Source organism: Acetobacter estunensis (assembly GCF_011516945.1).
GTDB lineage: Bacteria > Pseudomonadota > Alphaproteobacteria > Acetobacterales > Acetobacteraceae > Acetobacter > Acetobacter estunensis.
Map to the genome: position 1 here is coordinate 54,266 of NZ_WOTH01000015.1, position 18,177 is coordinate 72,442.

An 18,177-nucleotide genomic window follows, 5' to 3' on the forward strand; every position below is an offset into this window, starting at 1 on the left:
TCGCTTGCCCACGTCGGTCAATTTCTTATCTGCGACTGGATGAACAGCGCCACGAAACGGGAGCCGAAAATCATGATCGCGATAGCCGAGCCGGTTAAAACAAAAAATTGGGTAAGTCTTCCAAATCGGGAAAAGAAAAAATTATTCTTGTGCGCATGTGGGTAATTAATCGTGTTGCAATAGAATTTGATCCAGCAATCCGCCGTCAGCAAAGACGCAAACACAATTCCAATCAGAAGAAAGAGATAATTATGATCCTTTCGCCACAGGGCGAACACAGGCACGAGAACGGCAGACCGTTCAAGCACCTTGAACATATAGTCTATGAAGGCAGAATATGCTGATAGAGACTTTATACTATCGGAAAAATCACCCGGATCAGAAAAGATGTTGCGCATTGAAGATGGACCTTAGCGGTCCATCTTCAATGCGGCGAGGAACGCGCTCTGCGGAATCTCGACCTTGCCGAACTGTCGCATCCGCTTCTTACCCTCTTTCTGCTTCTCCAGCAGCTTACGCTTACGAGAAATATCGCCGCCATAGCACTTGGCCGTCACGTCCTTGGACATCGCGCCGATTGTCTCACGCGCAATCACGCGCGCACCGATCGCCGCCTGAATGGCGATTTTGAAAAGCTGCCGGGGAATAAGGTCCTTCAGGCGTGCGCAAATGGCTCGCCCCCGACTCTCGGCGGCGGAACGATGGGCAATGAACGCCAGCGCGTCCACCGGCTCCTGATTGACAAGGATGGAGATACGCACGAGATCGCTCTCCTCATATCCATCCATCTGATAGTCAAAACTGGCGTAACCACGCGTGAGCGATTTGAGGCGGTCGTAGAAATCGAACACCACCTCGTTGAGCGGCAGGCGATAGACCGCCATCGCGCGATTCCCGACATAAGTGAGATCCTGCTGCACGCCGCGCCGCTCGGTGCAGAGCGTCAACACTGCGCCGAGATATTCATCGGGCACCATGATGGTGGCCTTGATCCAAGGCTCCTCAATCGACTCGATCTTGGACGGATCGGGCATGTCGGCCGGGTTGTGCAGTTGTTCCTGCGTGCCGTCATTCATCTTGAGGTGATAGACCACCGATGGCGCAGTCGCGATCAGATCGAGATCGAACTCACGCGACAGACGCTCCTGAATGATCTCCAGATGCAGCAGACCGAGAAAGCCGCAACGGAAACCGAAACCCAGAGCCGCCGAAGTCTCGGCCTCATAGTGAAATGACGCGTCGTTGAGCCGCAGCTTGGCCAGACTGTCGCGCAGCTTCTCGAAATCGTCTGCATTTACTGGGAACAGACCACACCACACCACGGGGATGGAGGGCTTAAAGCCCGGAAGCGGGGCCGCTGCGGGGCGCCGATCATCGGTGATGGTGTCACCCACGTTACAATCGGCCACGGTCTTGATGGCGGCGTTGATGTAACCCATCTCGCCCGGGCCGAGGTCATCCACGGGGATCATGCGGGGCGCGAAAATACCCACCTGATCGACCAGATGTGTTGCGCCCGAGGACATCATGCGGATGCGTGCGCCTTTCTTCAGTCGTCCCTGCTTGATGCGGACAAGGATGATGACGCCCAGATAGGCATCATACCAACTGTCCACCAGCATGGCCTGAAGCGGTGCATCCCCATCGCCCGTCGGCGGCGGAGGCAGGCGTGTGACCACGGCCTCCAGCACGCCTTCGATGTTAAGCCCCGTCTTGGCCGAGATCTCCACCGCGTCCTCGGCGTCGATGCCCACCACTTCCTCGATCTGCGCCTTCACACGCTCCGGCTCAGCCGCCGGCAGATCGATCTTGTTGAGGATCGGCACGATCTCATGATTGGCATCGATGGCCTGATAGACATTGGCCAGTGTCTGCGCCTCCACACCCTGAGACGCATCGACCACCAGCAACGATCCCTCGCACGCGGCCAACGAACGACTCACCTCATAGGCGAAGTCCACATGGCCCGGCGTGTCCATCAGGTTGAGGATGTAGGTCTTGCCGTCCTTGGCCGGATAGGTCAGCCGCACGGTCTGCGCCTTGATGGTGATCCCGCGTTCACGCTCAAGGTCCATGTTGTCGAGAACCTGATTGGTCATCTCACGGGCGGTCAGGGCACCGCAGGCCTGAATCATCCGGTCGGCAAGCGTGGACTTGCCGTGATCGATATGAGCGATGATCGAGAAGTTGCGGATCAGGTTCAGGGGCGTGTCGGTCATGCCTGCTGCATAGGCGATACGCAGCCAAATGTCAGCGGGGGAAAATGCACTCTGCCTGCGCTTTTCCGACAGACCCAACGGTCTCGCCACCCACGTCCGCTCACGCTACAGTTCCCCCATGGTTGATATGGCATCTCTCCCCTTCCCGTCTTTCCGCCCGCTCCCCCCGATGCAGGCCGCCGATAGTAGTGCAGTGGCAGCCACGACGGGCGATGACACACCGCCGCGCTGGGATCTGTCGGATCTCTACGACCGTCCCGACTCGCCGCAGATGAAAACCGATCTGGAGCGCGCGGCAACGGATGCCAAAACGTTTGCCGAACGCTATAAGGGCAAGGTCACGACGCTGTCGGGAGCAGAACTGGCCGCCGCCATCGAGACCAGCCAGTCCATCAACGAAAGGTTGGGCAAGGTCGGCGCCTATTCCTCCCTCGCCTTCGCAGCCGATATGGCCGATGCCGAAATCGGCAAGTTCAGCCAGTTCGTGCGCGAAACCCTGTCGGACATCTCGGCCGATCTTCTGTTCTTTCCGCTGGAACTGAATCAGATCGCGGAAGACGATCTTCAAGCGAAGCTGGCTGACCCGGCGCTGGCGCACTGGGAACCCTTCCTGCGCGACCACCGCATGTTCCGTGACCATCAGTTGCCCGACGACATCGAACAGGTGCTGCTGGAAAAATCCGTCACGGGGGCTTCAGCCTGGTGTCGTCTGTTCGATGAGCAGATGAGCGGCCTGCGCGTGTCGCTGGAAGGCCGCAAGGTTACAGTAGGCGAAGCGCTGAACGTCATGTCCGATCCGGACCGTTCGCGCCGTGAAGCCGCAGGCCGTGCCGTGGGCGAGACATTGGGCGAGAACATCCGCCTTTTTTCTCTCATCACCAACACGCTGGCCAAGGACAAGGCCATCGGCGATAAGCTGCGCCATTACCCGCGCCCTGAATCCTATCGCAACGTCTCCAACATGGTGGAAGACAATGTGGTGGACGCGCTCGTCTCCGCTGTGGTGGCAGACTATCCGCGCCTGTCGCACCGCTATTACAAGCTGAAGGCCACGTGGCTCGGGCTGGACAAACTGGAACACTGGGATCGCAACGCGCCGCTGCCCGGCATGCGTGAGAAAAACATTCCGTGGACCGATGCCAAGGTGATCGTACGCCAGTCCTATGAAGGCTTCGATCCCGCTCTGGGCGCCATCGTGGGGCGGTTTCTCGACAATCCGTGGATCGATGCCGCGCCCGTGCCCGGCAAGGCCTCCGGCGCGTTTGCCCATCCGGTTGTCCCATCCGTGCATCCCTATGTGCTGATGAACTATCGCGGCCGCACGCGCGACGTCATGACGCTGGCACACGAACTTGGCCACGGCGCGCATCAGGTGCTGGCCGCCAAGCAGGGCTATTTCATGTCGTCCACCCCGCTCACACTGGCTGAGACCGCCAGTGTGTTCGGGGAAATGCTGACCTTCCAACATCTGCTGGACACGGAAAAAGATCCTGAGCAGAAACGCCTGCTTCTCGCGGCTAAAGTGGAAGACATGCTCAACACGGTGGTGCGCCAGATCGCGTTCTACCAGTTCGAGAGCCGCGTCCATCATGCCCGCCGCGACGGTGAACTGCTGCCCGAGCAGATCGGCAAGATCTGGCGTGACGTGCAAACCGAGAGCCTCGGCCCGGTCTTCAATTTTACGCCCGAATACGACACATACTGGTCCTACGTGCCGCACTTCATCCACTCGCCCTTCTATGTCTATGCCTATGCGTTCGGGGACTGCCTCGTAAACGCGCTGTACGGGGTCTATCAGCAGGCTGCCGTGCCCGATTTCCGCGACAAATATCGCGCCATGCTGGAAGCCGGGGGGACGCTGCGTCACAAGGAACTGCTCGCACCCTTCGGGCTGGATGCGAGCGATCCGGGTTTCTGGCGTCGCGGACTGGACGTGATCTCGGGCTTTATCGATCAGTTGGAAGTAGGCTGAACCATGGCGGAACGCGATCTCGACGACAGCGGCCTGTTCGGTGAGTTCCGCCGCATGGTCCGCACGACCGGCACGGTGGGCGGCATCGCCGCGCGGCTAGCCGGCCACAAGTTCGGCATCAACACGGGCGGCAGCGCTCACGCGGAAGACCTCAAGGGTGTGCTCGGAGGTCTTAAAGGGCCGTTGATGAAGGCCGCCCAGCTTCTGGCCACCATCCCCGGTGCCCTGCCGGATGAATACGCCACCGAACTTGCCCAGCTTCAGTCCAACGCGCCGCCGATGGGCTGGAGCTTCGTGCGTCGCCGCATGGCTGCCGAACTTGGACCGGACTGGCAGAAGCATTTCCGCTCTTTCGGGCGCGAAGCGGCGGCTGCAGCCAGTCTTGGGCAGGTCCATAAGGCCGTACTCCAGAATGGCGAGACCGTGGCGTGCAAGCTGCAATATCCCGACATGGCGACGACGGTGGAGGCGGACCTCAAGCAATTCCGCATGGCCATGGGCGTCTATCACAAGCTCGATAACGCCATCCGTCAGGATGACGTGGTGGCGGAACTGACCGAGCGCCTTCGCGAGGAACTGGACTACACCCGTGAAGCGGCCAATCTGCGCCTCTATGGCGCCATGCTGCGTCATTCCCCCAACGTGACCATCCCCGCTCCGGTGGACGATCTATGCACGCGCAGGCTTCTGACCATGCAATGGGTGGACGGACGCAGCCTCCAGCAGGTGCTGGACTCCAACCCGTCGCAAACCGAGCGCGACGCGATGGCGAAAGCCCTGTTCGAAGCGTGGTACGTGCCGTTTTATCGCTACGGTGTGATTCACGGTGATCCTCATATGGGCAACTTCACCGTGCGACCCGATTTCGGCTTCAACCTGCTCGATTTCGGCGCGATCCGCATCTTCCGGCCGCGTTTCGTGCATGGCGTGATCGAACTGTGCGAAGCCCTGCGGGTAGGTGACGAAGACCGCGCCGCTCATGCCTATGAAATGTGGGGATTCGAAAACCTTTCCCGCGAGACGATCAAGGTGCTCAACGAATGGGCGAGCTTCCTCTACGAACCGCTGATGCAAGACCGCGTGCGGACCATCAATGAGAACGCGGAAACCATTTTCGGACGGGATGTTGCCGGCCGCGTTCATACGGGGCTGCAACGCACGGGAGGCGTGAAACCACCACGTGAGTTCGTGCTGGTGGACCGCTCGGCTATCGGCCTTGGCTCGGTTTTCATGCGACTGGGCGCAAAGCTCAACTGGCACCAAATGTTTCAGGAACTGGTGGCAGATTTCAGCGAAGAGGCTCTTGCGGCCCGTCAGGCCGAGGCCATCCGGGAAGCCCGTCTGAACGTGCATTTCTGAACGCAAAAAGGCCCGCGTTCTCTGCGCGGGCCTTTTCGTTCACGGTGTCAAAAGAGCCACTTATTCTTCTTCGGTGGTCTCGTGATCGCTGCTTTCATGGGTGTGATGTGCACCATGTTTGCGGACATGGTGAGACTGCTTGTCCAGATGGCTGCGTCCCTGCGAATCACTATTTGCAGGCGGTTGCGTGCCGGGCTGCTCATGAACAGTACGTGGGTTGTTCCACAGCTTGTCGGAAGGCTCGACACGTTGCCCACTCTCCGACGTGGCGGAGGGTGGATTACGCCCAACCTGTGCCGCCGCATCACCAGCTGTCGGCGGGATATTTCCCTCGCTGGTCGCCTGAGCCATGGCCATGACCGGTTGGCCAAGAGCAAAGGCTGCGATCAGGGCAAATTTTGTCGTGCGGTTCATGAAAGAATGATCCTTCCTGTTTTGAACACTCTTCCATCCGTAATGAGTGAAACACGGAAAGGTTCCGATATCTCCCCGGTAAAGCTACGTGGCATCAGCCTTCTTTAGAACCCGATCATCATGTCACCGCCGAAGGTAAACATCCCCGAGTTTCGGCCATCATTGAACGGCGTGGTGCCATTGAGCGAGCGGTCGAAACGCACTTCGGGGCGAATGGCAAAATACCCCAGATCCTTCGTCAGAGCTTTACGCCACGTCACCCCAAGCGTCAGCGCGCCATAGGTCGTGGGCGGCGCGGATTCCACAGGGGTTGAGCGACCGGCCACACCATTCATATACCCCTCATCCGTCAGGGCATTGGACACCAACTGTCCGGTGTTGTCGCGATAGATCTCCCCCCGATAATTGAAGGTGAACTCAGGAGCGAACTTCCACGACAGATAGGACACGAAACTCTCCGCATCGGCGCGCAGACCGTCATCGTGCAGATAATTAAACTCGCCTGTGAGCGTGACAGTTGGCGTGACCTGATAGACGGCCATGATGTCGTTCCAGAACCGCATCGCGCTGTTGGCTTCGCGGTTTCCCAGAACACGCCGTGAGTTCTCCGGTCCGAAGCGGCTCAGTTCCGTGATGGTCAGCTTGCCATCGGCGAGATTGTTCAGCGCGATCCCGGCATAACCCGCAGGCTCGTCGTTGTTATCGGAGCGCCCGAACGTGGTCTGGTTGCCGGTGTCGATGCCCGTGAGCACATCGATCATCGGCGAGACGTGAATGGTCGCCATCATGCCTACGTGCTCGAACGGAACGGAATATTCACCCGTATAGCTGAACGTATAGAATGGCCGCGCGCTTGGATCGAAGGCTTCCGGCCCCATGGGCGCCTGCAGAATGCCCGCGTGCATTTCCACACCCAGCTTGGTGAACCACGGCAGATGCGCGTCCACATGCGCCTGTGCCGGGATGATCTGATAGCGGGAATTCAGCGCACGGTCCGAAATGCCAAGCAGGTGATAATAACGCGAGTCCGAGCCATAACTGGCTTCCAGCGTGAAGCCGAAGCTATATCCCCCGGATGTATCCACGGGCCGGGCCAGTTTGAGAGAAAACTGGTTGAGCTGCGGTTGGTTGGCATGATCGCCGATGAAATTGCCGAAATTGATGCCGTTGTCTGGCCGTGCCGGATTAGCGCTGATGCCGCCTTCGATATGCCCGGCCAGTGTCGTTCCCCGCAGCCAGTTCTCGAACTCGGAGGCATCGGTCTTCTGCTCGAACAGAGAGACTTCGGCTCGTGCCGTTGTGGCAGCTCCTGTCGCCATGACGGCCAGAACACCTGTCGCCACAAGGTATCGCACTTTTTCCATCCATCCCTCCCGCAACGCTCTCCGCGCCAGATATGGAACCGCGCTGCGTTACAGAATGAAGATGATCCGGCTCCGCAATCAACAAACAACGCACCACGCTTGAGCTACCGCCCAAGTCGTTTCACCTAACTGTGTCCCGCCCGCTACACAGTGGCACCCACTACTTCTACGGCGCCGCGGATGGTGTCTCCCCCTCCTCCGGAGGCGATGTTTCGAGTGAAGCCTTGCCCACCAGACCACGCGCGAATTCCTGCGCCGAGAAGGGCCGCAGATCCTCGGCTTTCTCCCCCACGCCCACGGCGTGAATGGGCAGCTTGAACTCCTCCGCCAGCGCCACGACAATGCCGCCCCGGGCCGAACCATCCAGCTTGGTCACGATCAGACCCGTCACATTGACCAGTTCACGAAATACGCGCACCTGTTCGACGGCGTTCTGTCCCGTGGTCGCATCGAGTACGAGCAACACGGAGTGGGGTGCCGTCTCGTCGAATTTCTTCATCACGCGGATGATCTTGGCCAGCTCTTCCATGAGAGCGCCCTTGTTGTGCAGACGCCCGGCCGTATCGATCAACAGCAGATCGGCCCCTTCCGCCTTCCCCTTGCGCAACGCCTCAAACGCAAGCCCCGCCGCATCCGCACCCGGCTTGCCCGCGATGACCGGCACGTTCGTCCGCTCACCCCAGACCTGAAGTTGCTCCACGGCGGCCGCGCGGAACGTATCGCCCGCCACCATGATGACCTTTTTGCCCTGCTCGCTGAAATAACGACCCATCTTGCCGATGGTGGTCGTCTTGCCTGACCCGTTCACACCCACCATGAGCACGACATGCGGCTTGAGTTCGGGGCTCGGCTCGAATGGAATGGCGACAGGCTCCAGTACACGCGCAATCTCGTCGGCAAGAGCCGTGCGGATTTCCTCATCCGTCACCTCCGTGCCGAAACGCGTGCTGCGGAAGCTCTCGATCACGCGCTCGGCCACTTCGGGGCCAAGATCGGCGGCGATCAGGTGATCCTCAAGATCTTCAAGCGCCGCTTCATCCAGCTTGCGCTTGGTAAAAACCGCGCCGAGTTTCTGGGTGGAGCGTGACAGCCCCTGCTTGAGACGTGAGAAAAATCCGAGTGCCATGTCACACGATCTCCGCCACGATGCCGTCCGCGTCAACCGCCACACCGCGCAAAACCTCAATGCGTCCTGTCTCCGACTCTCCCTGAGCCAGCCGCACAGGCGCGAACTCCTCCGAATGGCCGCTGTGTGGTGTCTCCATCAAAACCCGCAGTTCCCGACCAAGAAGGCTTTCATAATACCGCTGCGCGGACTCCGCCCCAAGCGCCCGCACCCGGGCCGCTCGCGCCTTGCGCTCAACGACGGGAATGGCGGGCATACGCGCGGCGGGCGTGCCGGGCCGGGCGCTGTACGGGAAAACATGCAGATATGGGATCGCCACCTGCGCCAGAAACGCCAGCGTCTCCTCAAAAAGCGCCTCATCTTCCGTGGGGAAACCTGCGATCAGGTCCGCACCCAACCCAATTTGTGGACGAATGGAGCGAGCGCGTTCAATCACGGCCGCCGCGTCCGCCACCAGATGCCGCCGCTTCATCCGCTTGAGGATCATGTCCGATCCTGCCTGCAAGGAGAGATGCAGGTAGGGCATGAACCGCGGCTCGTGTTCCAGAAGACGCCACACGTCCTCATCGATCTCCACCGGATCGACGGAGGACAGCCGCAACCGCTCAAGTTCCGGCACGAGTGCGAGAAGACGACGGCAGAGTTGCCCCAGTCGCGGCGTGCCCGGCAGATCTCCGCCCCATGACGTGATGTCCACGCCCGTCAGCACCACTTCGCGGTAGCCTGAGGCCACAAGTGCACGCACCTGTTCCACTACCACGCCCACAGGGACGGAGCGCGAAGGTCCGCGCCCGAAAGGAATGATGCAGAACGTGCAGCGATGATCGCAGCCCTGCTGCACCTGCACGAAAGCCCGCGTGCGTCCGGCGAACTCCGTGACGAGATGCGCAGCCGTCTCACGGGCCGCCATGATGTCGGACACGGCATGACCGGATTCCAGCGCAGGCAGGCTCCAGCTCTCGGCCTTGAGCTTGTCCTCGTTACCCAGAACGCGGGTCACACCGGGAAGTGCTGCCCAGCGGTCCGGATCGATCTGTGCTGCGCATCCCGTCACAACGATCCGCGTACTCGGACGCTCACGATGCGCGCGTCGGATCGCCTGTCGCGCCTGCCGCTCGGCCTCTCCCGTGACAGCGCAGGTGTTGACGATGATGACATCGTCCAGCGCCGCCGCGTGGCCACGCATCACCTCGCTCTCATACGTGTTCAGCCGACAACCGAAGGTGAGGATGTCCACCCCCCCAGTCGGGTCGGTCTCATCCTGAGGCATGGTCTCGCGCTCGTTCATCGTGGATAAGCGTCAAGATCGACGCTCCCCCTGAACGCAATCCGGGCAGGCCCTGTCATCCGCACGTGATCGTCCTCACCCCAATCGATGATCATTTCTCCGCCATCGACCTCCACCGTCATCCGGCGATCACCCACGCCACGCCGCGCCGCATTCACGACCGCAGCGCAGGCCCCGGAACCACAGGCCAGAGTAAATCCGGCACCGCGCTCCCACACACGCAGACGCATCCGGTCAGGTGCATCGATCCGCGCAAAGCCAATATTCGCCCGCTCGGGGAAGAGGGGATCGACTTCCAGTGCTTCTCCCCGCCGTGCCTCTGCCAAATCCTTCACAAAGAACGTCGCGTGCGGGTTGCCCATCGACAACGCGGCCGGACAACCTTCCAATGGCAGTTCCAACGTGTCCATCTCGCGCGCCAGCGGCACAGAACTCCAGCCGAGGCGAGGCTCGCCCATATCCACCGTCACGATTGCGCCGTTTACGTGCTGCTCCAGAACCTGCGCGTGCAACACGCCCCCCGAAGTGGTGAAGGTTACATCGTTCTGCCCTGTTTCGCGCGCCAGAAGGTCCGCCACGCAACGCGAGGCATTCCCGCAGGCGCCAGCCTCACTGCCGTCAGGATTGAAGAACCGCACAAACGCGCCATCTCTGTCAGCGATACGGGAAAGCGTCACGAACTGATCACAACCAATCCCGCGCCGACGGTCAGCCAGTGCTGCAATCCGCTGAGGCGTGAGATCAAGCGGGGCCGCGCGTTCATCCATGATGATGAAATCGTTCCCCAGGCCGTGCATCTTCAAGAAAGGCGTCGTCATGCCCGTCTTATGACGATTCCTGCTGCCTGCACGCAATGTTCATCTGCAAAAGATGATCCTGCCGTTTCCGATCGTTACGCATTGTTTAAAAAAAATCTGCATGACATTCTTGCAGAATTCGATTGCCCCCATTAGGAATTCTAGACATACTTTGTCGCAATCCTTCGCTCTCGCCCACGGATGTGCCCGCCCCCATGCCCGTTCGCCCGACGTTTCTCCGCCGGACCCGCCGTTCCCATGTCTTCGCTCTATGCGCAGGCACGATGCTTTTTCCCTTCAGCGCACTGGCGGATGACCAGAGTGAATCTCTTGAGCTTATGGAAAAGCAGATCGCCCGCATCCAAGAGCAACAAGCACAGCTGACCCACGCTCTTGTCGGGCTTCAGAAACAACTTATTGCAAAACGGGGGGCATCGGGCAGTTCATCTCACGGTGCCCTCAGTGCGGAGACGCGCCGGAAAATCACGGAAGCAAACCGTGCACGCTCCCCGCTTGCCGAAGAGGGAACAACAGAAGGAACGCAGCACGTGATCGTGCCCCGGCATCACGCTGGAGCGGAAACGGAAATCACTCCCACCTTCGTCACGGATAATCAGCCAACCCGCACAACGGTTATCGCCCACCGTGCAGAAGACATCATCGCCCATACGGCCGACAATAATGTCGGGCCACATTCACGAGAGACCGTCGGTGCACAGGCCACCGGCGCCGTTGGCGATCGTGGCGTGTTTCATCTCGGCCCCATCATGCTGGCGCTTGGTGGATTCATCGACACAGGATCCGTGTTGCAGAACCGGCACACTTCAAGCGGCATCTTCAATTACTGGAACGGCATCCCGTACAAGAACGATCCGAATCATCATACCAACAGCTTTGAAGGCAGCGCGCGTTACAGTCGTATCTCTCTGATGGCGCGTGGCGATATCAATCGGAAGGAAGCCGTCTCAGGCTTCTTCGAAATGGATTTCGGCGCGGGTGCCGCTACGACCGACGCCTATGAAAGCAACAGCTACGCTTTCCGTCTCCGGCAGGCCTACATGGCCTACGACAACAGCGACTATAATTTCCATGTGCTTGCCGGTCAGGCGTGGAGTCTGCTCACACCCGGGCGTGCCGGTATCGTCCCACGTCAGGAAAGCCTGCCCGAAACCATCGAATCTTCCATGCTGGCAGGCCAGACATGGGCGCGTCAGTGGCAGGTCCGCATCACGAAGGATTTCTTCAAGCATCGGCTGTGGGTCGGTCTGTCCATCGAAAATCCACAGACGCTCTATGACGCGAGTGGCTTCACCAACAACGACGGCACCGTCTCGCTTCCCAACGGACACTACGCCACCATCACCAAAGACGGCACGGGTCTGACCAACGACGCGCCATTTTCCAACGAAATCGCGCCTGACGTGATCGCCAAGGTGGCTTACGACCCCTCATGGGGCCATTACGAAATCGAAGGCATCGCGCATTTCGTTCATGATCGCGTCTCGTGGGTTGGCGGAGGCCACAATTATACCGCTCCCACGGGCGGCGGTGGCGGCTCCATGATTCTGCCCCTCATCCCGCACAAGGTGGAACTTCGTCTTGCCGGACTGGCGGGGTATGGGATCGGCCGTTACGGCTCGGTCATGCTGCCCGACGCCACGCTCTCCGCTCTTGGCAAACCCAAACCGCTGCTGTCGATACAGGGCACGGCCGGGATCGTCGCACACCCGGACCCAACGCTGGATGTGTACGGATATTTCGGCACGCAATGGGCGGGAAAAGGTGGATCGGAATACGGCGGGCAGGCTTATGGTTACGGCAACCACCTGTTTTCCAACGCAGGTTGCAACATTGAGATGTCCTCTCTCCCCTGCGCGGGCAATACCCGCAGTGTGATGGAAGCCACGGTTGGTGCATGGTGGCGTTTCTTCAAGGGGCGGTTCGGCACGGTGGAAGCCGGCACGCAGTTGGCATGGTCGCAGCGGGAAGCGTGGTCAGGTGAAGGTGGCAAGCCGTCCACCTCCATGAGCCAGATTTTCTTCGATTTCCGCTACCTTCCCTTCCAGTAAGCCTTCCTCACCGCGCTCATCCGCATGGCCCATTCAGGTGCCATGCGGGTCTTTTGATGTCAGAACGCTGGCGTTTCCTGCTGTTTCTCTCTATGCCCGGCATTCGACCTCGTTCAGGATCTTCTCTCCCTATGCCCTTTCCGGATACCGTTTCTACCCTTGCCCACGCTCTGGCCGAACGTGGCTATGAGGAGCCGACAGCCGTTCAGGCTGCCGTACTGGCCGACGACGCGCAGGGCCGCGATCTGCTTGTGTCCGCGCGCACCGGTTCTGGAAAGACCGTGGCCTTCGGACTCGCCATGGCCAGCGAACTCCTTGACGAACACGGCAAGGCTCTGCCCACGCAATTACCGCTGGCCATCGTCATTGCTCCCACACGCGAACTGGCGTTGCAGGTCAAGACCGAACTTTCGTGGCTCTATGCAGGTACAGGCGCGAAAATCGTCTCCTGCGTGGGTGGCATGGAACCTCGTCGGGAAGCACGGGCCCTCTCGATGGGCTGCCATATTGTCGTGGGCACGCCGGGACGCCTGTGTGACCACCTCGCGCGCAAAAACCTGAATCTCTCTGGAGTAAAGGTTGCCGTGCTCGATGAGGCGGATGAGATGCTCGACCTCGGTTTCCGCGAGGAACTCGAGACCCTGCTCGACGCCACGCCCACCGAACGCCGCACTTTTCTTTTCTCGGCCACCATCGCGCGCGAAATCGCACGGCTGGCGAAGCGTTATCAGCGTGACGCGCTGCGTATCGACACCATTGGGGACAATGCCCCCCATGCAGATATCGAATATCGCGCCGTAATCGCTGATCAGAGCGAGATGATCGGTGCGATCATCAATGTTCTGCGCTTTGTGGAAAGCCCCTGCGCGATGGTGTTCTGCCACACACGTGAGGGTGTGCGGCAGATGCAGGCGGCCCTTCTGCAAAACGGTTTTTCATCTGTGGCGATTTCGGGCGATCTTGGGCAGAACGAGCGCAGTCGCGCTCTGGAGAGCCTGCGCAACGGTCAGGCCCGCGTCTGCGTGGCGACAGATGTTGCCGCGCGTGGCATCGACGTTCCCACACTTGGGCTCGTGATCCACGCAAGCCTTCCCAGCAATCCCGCCACTTTGCTGCATCGCTCCGGTCGAACGGGCCGAGCCGGACGTAAGGGACTGTGCGTTCTGGTGACGACGCCTGCGCGCCGGCGTCAGGCCGACCGGCTTCTCCATGCCGCCGGTGTAGCGGCAACATGGATGCCCGTGCCGTCACCTGATGCCATTCGGGAAGCGGATGCCGAGCGTCTTCTTGCGGATGAAGCTCTGTCCCGCGAGCCCACCGCGGAACAGCTCCAACTGGCCGAACGACTGGTCGCGGAACGCACACCCACACAACTCGCGACAGCCCTTGTCACGTTGTGGCAAAATGGCCTGCCCAAGCCTGTCTCTGTGCGGGTGATTACTCCCGGAGCCCCTTCTCCCCGCACGCCGCGTGACGCCGCCCAACGCGAACGTCCCATGCGCGAGCGCTCTGACCACAATACGGGCGAAAGCGGCGAGTGGTTCAAGCTGTCCGTTGGGCGTAACGACAAGGCCGATCCGAAATGGCTTGTGCCTGTCATCTGCCGCCTCGGTGGCGTTACGAAAAAAGATATCGGGGCCATCCGCATTGCCCCGGCCTACACACTGGTTGAGATCGCATCATCCAAGGCGACGCGCTTTGCCGAATGTGCCTCCGCTGCCGATGCCGACGAAATCACCATTACGCCCGCTGCGGCTCCCAGCGGCAACGACGCTCCTCCGCCAGCTCGTGGTCGGACACCGGGAAGTGGAAAACCTTGGAAAAGAGGGGCCAAACCTGCAGGAAATGGGGCTCGTTCTTCACGTAAGAAGCCGCCGCGCAGTTAACAAAAAGGGGCCATATGGCCCCTTTTTGTTACACACTCCCAGAATACATCAAATGTAATTGGCCAAGGTCATGCTCTTGAGATCAGAAATCAGAGTATAGGATGCCTGTAACTGGTCCTGAACAGCGCTCAACTGAACGGAAACCGTCGCTGGATCGGCCTCTCGCGCATTGCCCAGTTGTGTGGAGAGCATCGTACTCATGGTTGTCAGCAATGTGGACTGTGATGTGAGCTGAGTCTGTTGAAGACCGAGAGATCCCTCTTCCGCCAGTAATGAAGTGCCAATGTCGCTGGTAGAACTTTTCAGGGAACTCACCAGAGATGAAAAACTGGAACTGGACGTACTCACATCGCCCAGAGACGCGACGATCATCAGATTACGCATGAGGTCACGAATTGGCGAACCGGTGGACGTATCGCTTGCGCTCATCCCTTCCGTGCTTTGTGTCGCAACCATACCGACATCTACCGTATCTCCATTTCCAACAACGGCTTTCGATGTCAGGTTTTTCGCACTATCTGCGCTGACCGAGAGAGCCGAAGAAAAGACGGAAAGAGACGCAGAGTCACCGGTACCACTGGCATCGCTGGTGGCCTGTTGAAGCACTGTTGCCGCGTCATCCGATGACGTGCCCATATTGCTCACCAGCGTACTGATGCTTTGCGCCAGATCACTGGACGATAATCCGCTCGTGCCCGTTACCGGCGCTGTGTAGGAATTCGTTCCGGCAAAAACATAATCCGCACCGGACTGCGTATTGAGCAAATTACCCAATGTATCGAGTGCCGATTTAGCGGACGTCGCGATTGTATCGACCTCATCTTGTCCCAGATTTCCCTGCAAGCTGAGCAAATTTGTGGAGAGCGTTGTCGCAATAGAGGAAATCTGCGTCAGAGCGGACTGCGTCACCGTCAGGGTGGTCTGGGCCGATGAAATCGACGTCTGCCATGTCGAAATGGCCGTGATCTGCGGACTAAGATCCAGGGCTGCCGTTCGGGAAGAACTATCCAGTCCGGCATAACTGCTTGACTTCATCCCCGAAGTGGCTTGCGCCGTCAGATCGGTTTCCTGATCGCCAAGTCTGTCGATGGCTTGATCGAGAACATACGAAGCGCCGCTAGCGCCATAAAGTCCAACAGAGGTGCTCATTTTTCTTACACCGCATCCAGAAGAGCTGTGAACATTGTCTGCACAGTTGAGACAATCTTGGCGTTCGCCGCATAAGCATTCTGCAATGCGACGATCTTTGACATTTCGTTATCGACATTCACGCTCGACACGCTCGACACACTGTTGGTCAGGCTTGTCTGCACAGTCGTCGCCGAAGTGAGATTGGAAGAAGTATCGGAAGCGACCTGCGCCTGAGCGGATGTGAGTGTCGTTGCCAGACTCGCCAGCGTCAAATCACCGCGGTAGCCGGTGGTGATATTACCATCTACTCCCAAACCTGTAGTAGGCGCCGTCGTTGTATCGGTAAATGCTTTGGACAGTACATCCGTCGCGACCGAAGTCGAACCGTCGGGAGCAAGCTTGGATGTATCAGATGAAATGTCCGAGCTTACCTTTAGGGTGCTGGACAACCCTACAATACCGTTTGGTGTCTCTGCAGTGGTTGTCGAAGACGGTACGTTTCCATCAGCATCCGTGAACAACGGCAGGCCTGCTGTCGAAAACCGGCTAGCCAGCGCATAAGAGAAAGAATCCAACTGAGCTTGCATTTGCGGATAAACCGTATCGCGCAGTTCGATGTTCGCTCCCAGACTGCCACCTGTCAGATGCGAGGTGACATCTGTAGATACGCCGTTGATACTCAACATAATTCCCGGCGTATAGCTACCGTTTGCGCTCCCGGAAGTCGTTGATGTAACCTGCAACTCTTCCGACGTTGTGCTCAGAGGCCACGTCGAAGTTGGTTCGGTTGTCTTGATTGCGGCCGCTGAAGATGTGTCACCGCCTGTTGTAGGGTAAGTCGAAAGCGTTTGCCCATCCTGTGTCGGATAGGTTGGCAACTGCGTACCATCGGCCGTCTTAACCAGCATGTCGCCTTTGGATGTCTCGGTGAATGTCACCGACATCTGTGATGACAGATCCGACATGGCCGTAGCGCGCTGGTTTTCCAAATCGGCAGTACTCTGCCCCTGCACCTTAAGCAACATGATCTGCTTGGACAGGACACCGATGGTTGTCAGATCCGTATTGACGGTGGCCACATCGGAGACAATCGCATCCTGCGCCTGCTGCCGCTGCGTCTGATAGGCAGAAGACAGATCATTGATCGTGCTGACGACCGTTCCGGCGTCACTGATGACGGTATTACGTGCCGTTGCGTCATTGGGTGTGGACACGAGCGATGAAAAAGCGTTCGAAAGATTCCCCAGCTCGTCCGACAGGGTCGCGGTCGAGCCCGAATCTGAACTGGTCGATCCTTGGAGGGCTGTAATAGACGCTAGGGAGTTGCTTTTTACCGTCAACGCCTCGACAGCCGCATTCTGTGTGTACAGGCTGGACTGGAGCGCATCGTTGACCACACGGGTGGTAAGGCCGATTTTTACACCGCTTCCCGTTCCCGCACTATCCCGCGAATTGAGTTGCGCCGTTTCTTCGACATAGCCCGTGGTACTGGCGTTGGACACGTTCTGTGAAACGACGCCGAGCGCATATTGCGTGCCTTCCAGCCCGCTGGTGGCAATTGAAAGGGCTGCATTCAGATCCATGACCGCGATCTCCGGCGAAACTCCATCCCCTTGGCACATCTGGATGGAGGGCATCAGCCCCGTGGATTTTCACGGATCGATGCACATATTGTTCTGGACGAGAAAAGGTTCGGCCTTTTGCAAACCTGCTCCCATCAGATGAAAAACGAGTAAAGAAGCCTTTACCGGATCATCGAGATCGTGGCCTGAAGCAGGGAATCCGCTGTCGTGACGACCTTGGTATTGGCTGTGTAAGCCTCCTGCGTGACGATCAGACTGGAGAGATCTGACGTCAGATCGGTTGTGGAAGATTCCGTGGACGACGTTTCCAGTGTGCCTGTGCCGTTGTTTCCTACAACGCCCACCTTGGCCGATCCAGAATCGGATGTAGCGACATAGGCCTGCCCGTCAACCGCCATCAATCCGTTGGCATTAGCAAATGAAGCGAGAGCAATCTTGCCCACCAGCTGTGTATCACCATTGCTGAAGGTGGCCATGATCGACCCATCCGACTGCATGGAAATCCCCTCATATGTAGCGGAGGTCGCACTGTCGCTGACAATCGTGGGTGTTGTTGAGTTCGCCGCAGCTGTGGTGAGCCCACTGGAGGAGCCGAAGTCGCCAAGACTGAGATCGATGCTCTGCCCGGCAGGCACGACGGATGTCGCACTTGTACCTGTGTACGACAAGGTTACCGGGAGAGACACAGCAGAACCCGAGTAACCGTTTCCGACGGCCGCGCCCGTACTCGCATTGGTCACGCCTTCCAGATTTCCACTGGAATCAAAGGTGACCTTGTAGGACGCTGAGTCCGAATCAACGGCCACCGTTGAAGCTGTCGAATTTCCCGTGGTCGTGCCATCAGCACTGCTGACTTTTTGAGGTGGTCCCGTCCGTTCGGACAGTTTTGCGGGCTTGATAAGCTATACCCGGTTGTTGTTATGCCGCCCTTCTGACGGCGTTGCTGTTGGCCATCTGGTCCGGGGTTAA

General features: G+C 58.9%; 14 protein-coding genes. 4 read left to right on the plus strand and 10 right to left on the minus strand.

The genetic code is table 11. The features are described 5' to 3' along the window. Window positions 1–17 precede the first annotated feature (17 nt). Window positions 18–398 carry a hypothetical protein gene (locus GOB87_RS08965; protein WP_166315444.1) on the minus strand — a complete coding sequence of 127 codons (381 nt, stop codon included), beginning with the start codon at window positions 396–398 and terminating at the stop codon, window positions 18–20. A 12-nt stretch (window positions 399–410) separates the two neighbouring features. Further along, window positions 411–2,219 carry a translation elongation factor 4 gene (gene lepA, locus GOB87_RS08970; protein WP_166315447.1) on the minus strand — a complete coding sequence of 603 codons (1,809 nt, stop codon included), beginning with the start codon at window positions 2,217–2,219 and terminating at the stop codon, window positions 411–413. A 118-nt stretch (window positions 2,220–2,337) separates the two neighbouring features. Between lepA and GOB87_RS08975 the strand changes: the two genes are divergently transcribed. Together GOB87_RS08975 and GOB87_RS08980 are read left to right on the plus strand one after the other, a co-directional pair. Continuing rightward, window positions 2,338–4,191: a M3 family oligoendopeptidase gene (locus tag GOB87_RS08975; RefSeq protein ID WP_166315450.1), complete on the plus strand. Its 1,854-nt coding sequence runs from the start codon at window positions 2,338–2,340 to the stop codon at window positions 4,189–4,191. A 3-nt stretch (window positions 4,192–4,194) separates the two neighbouring features. Beyond that, the gene (locus GOB87_RS08980; RefSeq protein ID WP_166315453.1) at window positions 4,195–5,550 is read left to right on the plus strand and encodes an ABC1 kinase family protein; all 1,356 of its coding nucleotides are present in this window, start codon (window positions 4,195–4,197) and stop codon (window positions 5,548–5,550) included. A 60-nt stretch (window positions 5,551–5,610) separates the two neighbouring features. Here the strand turns inward: GOB87_RS08980 and GOB87_RS08985 are convergent, their stop codons facing one another. From GOB87_RS08985 to dapF, 5 genes are all read right to left on the minus strand, one after another. After that, entirely contained in the window at window positions 5,611–5,964 is a 354-nt protein-coding gene (locus GOB87_RS08985; protein WP_166315314.1) for a hypothetical protein, read from the minus strand. 104 nt (window positions 5,965–6,068) lie between these two features. Next, entirely contained in the window at window positions 6,069–7,328 is a 1,260-nt protein-coding gene (locus tag GOB87_RS08990) for an outer membrane beta-barrel protein (protein ID WP_166315456.1), read from the minus strand. A gap of 166 nt (window positions 7,329–7,494) precedes the next feature. After that, window positions 7,495–8,454 (minus strand): signal recognition particle-docking protein FtsY, encoded by a 960-nt coding sequence (gene ftsY, locus GOB87_RS08995; RefSeq protein WP_166315459.1) that lies wholly within the window; start codon window positions 8,452–8,454, stop codon window positions 7,495–7,497. A 1-nt stretch (window position 8,455) separates the two neighbouring features. Further along, the gene (gene mtaB / locus GOB87_RS09000; protein WP_166315497.1) at window positions 8,456–9,724 is read right to left on the minus strand and encodes a tRNA (N(6)-L-threonylcarbamoyladenosine(37)-C(2))-methylthiotransferase MtaB; all 1,269 of its coding nucleotides are present in this window, start codon (window positions 9,722–9,724) and stop codon (window positions 8,456–8,458) included. Between the two features lie 14 nt (window positions 9,725–9,738). Then, window positions 9,739–10,560 carry a diaminopimelate epimerase gene (gene dapF, locus GOB87_RS09005; RefSeq protein WP_166315462.1) on the minus strand — a complete coding sequence of 274 codons (822 nt, stop codon included), beginning with the start codon at window positions 10,558–10,560 and terminating at the stop codon, window positions 9,739–9,741. Between the two features lie 194 nt (window positions 10,561–10,754). Between dapF and GOB87_RS09010 the strand changes: the two genes are divergently transcribed. Next, window positions 10,755–12,608, plus strand: a complete 1,854-nt coding sequence (locus tag GOB87_RS09010) for a hypothetical protein (protein WP_166315465.1) — start codon at window positions 10,755–10,757, stop codon at window positions 12,606–12,608. A 131-nt stretch (window positions 12,609–12,739) separates the two neighbouring features. Beyond that, entirely contained in the window at window positions 12,740–14,494 is a 1,755-nt protein-coding gene (locus GOB87_RS09015) for a DEAD/DEAH box helicase (protein WP_166315468.1), read from the plus strand. A gap of 48 nt (window positions 14,495–14,542) precedes the next feature. On the opposite strand, the gene GOB87_RS09020 is transcribed toward GOB87_RS09015, so the two are convergent. From GOB87_RS09020 to GOB87_RS09030, 3 genes are all read right to left on the minus strand, one after another. Next, complete coding sequence (locus tag GOB87_RS09020) at window positions 14,543–15,643, minus strand: flagellin (RefSeq protein WP_166315471.1); 1,101 nt, start codon at window positions 15,641–15,643, stop codon at window positions 14,543–14,545. 5 nt (window positions 15,644–15,648) lie between these two features. Beyond that, on the minus strand, window positions 15,649–17,208 hold the full coding sequence (gene flgK / locus GOB87_RS09025; protein ID WP_166315474.1) for a flagellar hook-associated protein FlgK: 1,560 nt from the start codon (window positions 17,206–17,208) through the stop codon (window positions 15,649–15,651). Between the two features lie 161 nt (window positions 17,209–17,369). Continuing rightward, complete coding sequence (locus tag GOB87_RS09030; RefSeq protein WP_166315500.1) at window positions 17,370–18,107, minus strand: flagellar hook-basal body complex protein; 738 nt, start codon at window positions 18,105–18,107, stop codon at window positions 17,370–17,372. Window positions 18,108–18,177: the final 70 nt, after the last annotated feature.

Bases quoted from the DNA above. Each gene is read 5' to 3' on its own strand.
- GOB87_RS08965 (WP_166315444.1), bottom strand. From the start codon at position 398: ATGCGCAACATCTTTTCTGATCCGGGTGATTTTTCCGATAGTATAAAG.
- lepA (WP_166315447.1), bottom strand. From the start codon at position 2,219: ATGACCGACACGCCCCTGAACCTGATCCGCAACTTCTCGATCATCGCT.
- GOB87_RS08975 (WP_166315450.1), top strand. From the start codon at position 2,338: ATGGTTGATATGGCATCTCTCCCCTTCCCGTCTTTCCGCCCGCTCCCC.
- GOB87_RS08980 (WP_166315453.1), top strand. From the start codon at position 4,195: ATGGCGGAACGCGATCTCGACGACAGCGGCCTGTTCGGTGAGTTCCGC.
- GOB87_RS08985 (WP_166315314.1), bottom strand. From the start codon at position 5,964: ATGAACCGCACGACAAAATTTGCCCTGATCGCAGCCTTTGCTCTTGGC.
- GOB87_RS08990 (WP_166315456.1), bottom strand. From the start codon at position 7,328: ATGGAAAAAGTGCGATACCTTGTGGCGACAGGTGTTCTGGCCGTCATG.
- ftsY (WP_166315459.1), bottom strand. From the start codon at position 8,454: ATGGCACTCGGATTTTTCTCACGTCTCAAGCAGGGGCTGTCACGCTCC.
- mtaB (WP_166315497.1), bottom strand. From the start codon at position 9,724: ATGCCTCAGGATGAGACCGACCCGACTGGGGGGGTGGACATCCTCACC.
- dapF (WP_166315462.1), bottom strand. From the start codon at position 10,560: ATGACGACGCCTTTCTTGAAGATGCACGGCCTGGGGAACGATTTCATC.
- GOB87_RS09010 (WP_166315465.1), top strand. From the start codon at position 10,755: ATGCCCGTTCGCCCGACGTTTCTCCGCCGGACCCGCCGTTCCCATGTC.
- GOB87_RS09015 (WP_166315468.1), top strand. From the start codon at position 12,740: ATGCCCTTTCCGGATACCGTTTCTACCCTTGCCCACGCTCTGGCCGAA.
- GOB87_RS09020 (WP_166315471.1), bottom strand. From the start codon at position 15,643: ATGAGCACCTCTGTTGGACTTTATGGCGCTAGCGGCGCTTCGTATGTT.
- flgK (WP_166315474.1), bottom strand. From the start codon at position 17,208: ATGGATCTGAATGCAGCCCTTTCAATTGCCACCAGCGGGCTGGAAGGC.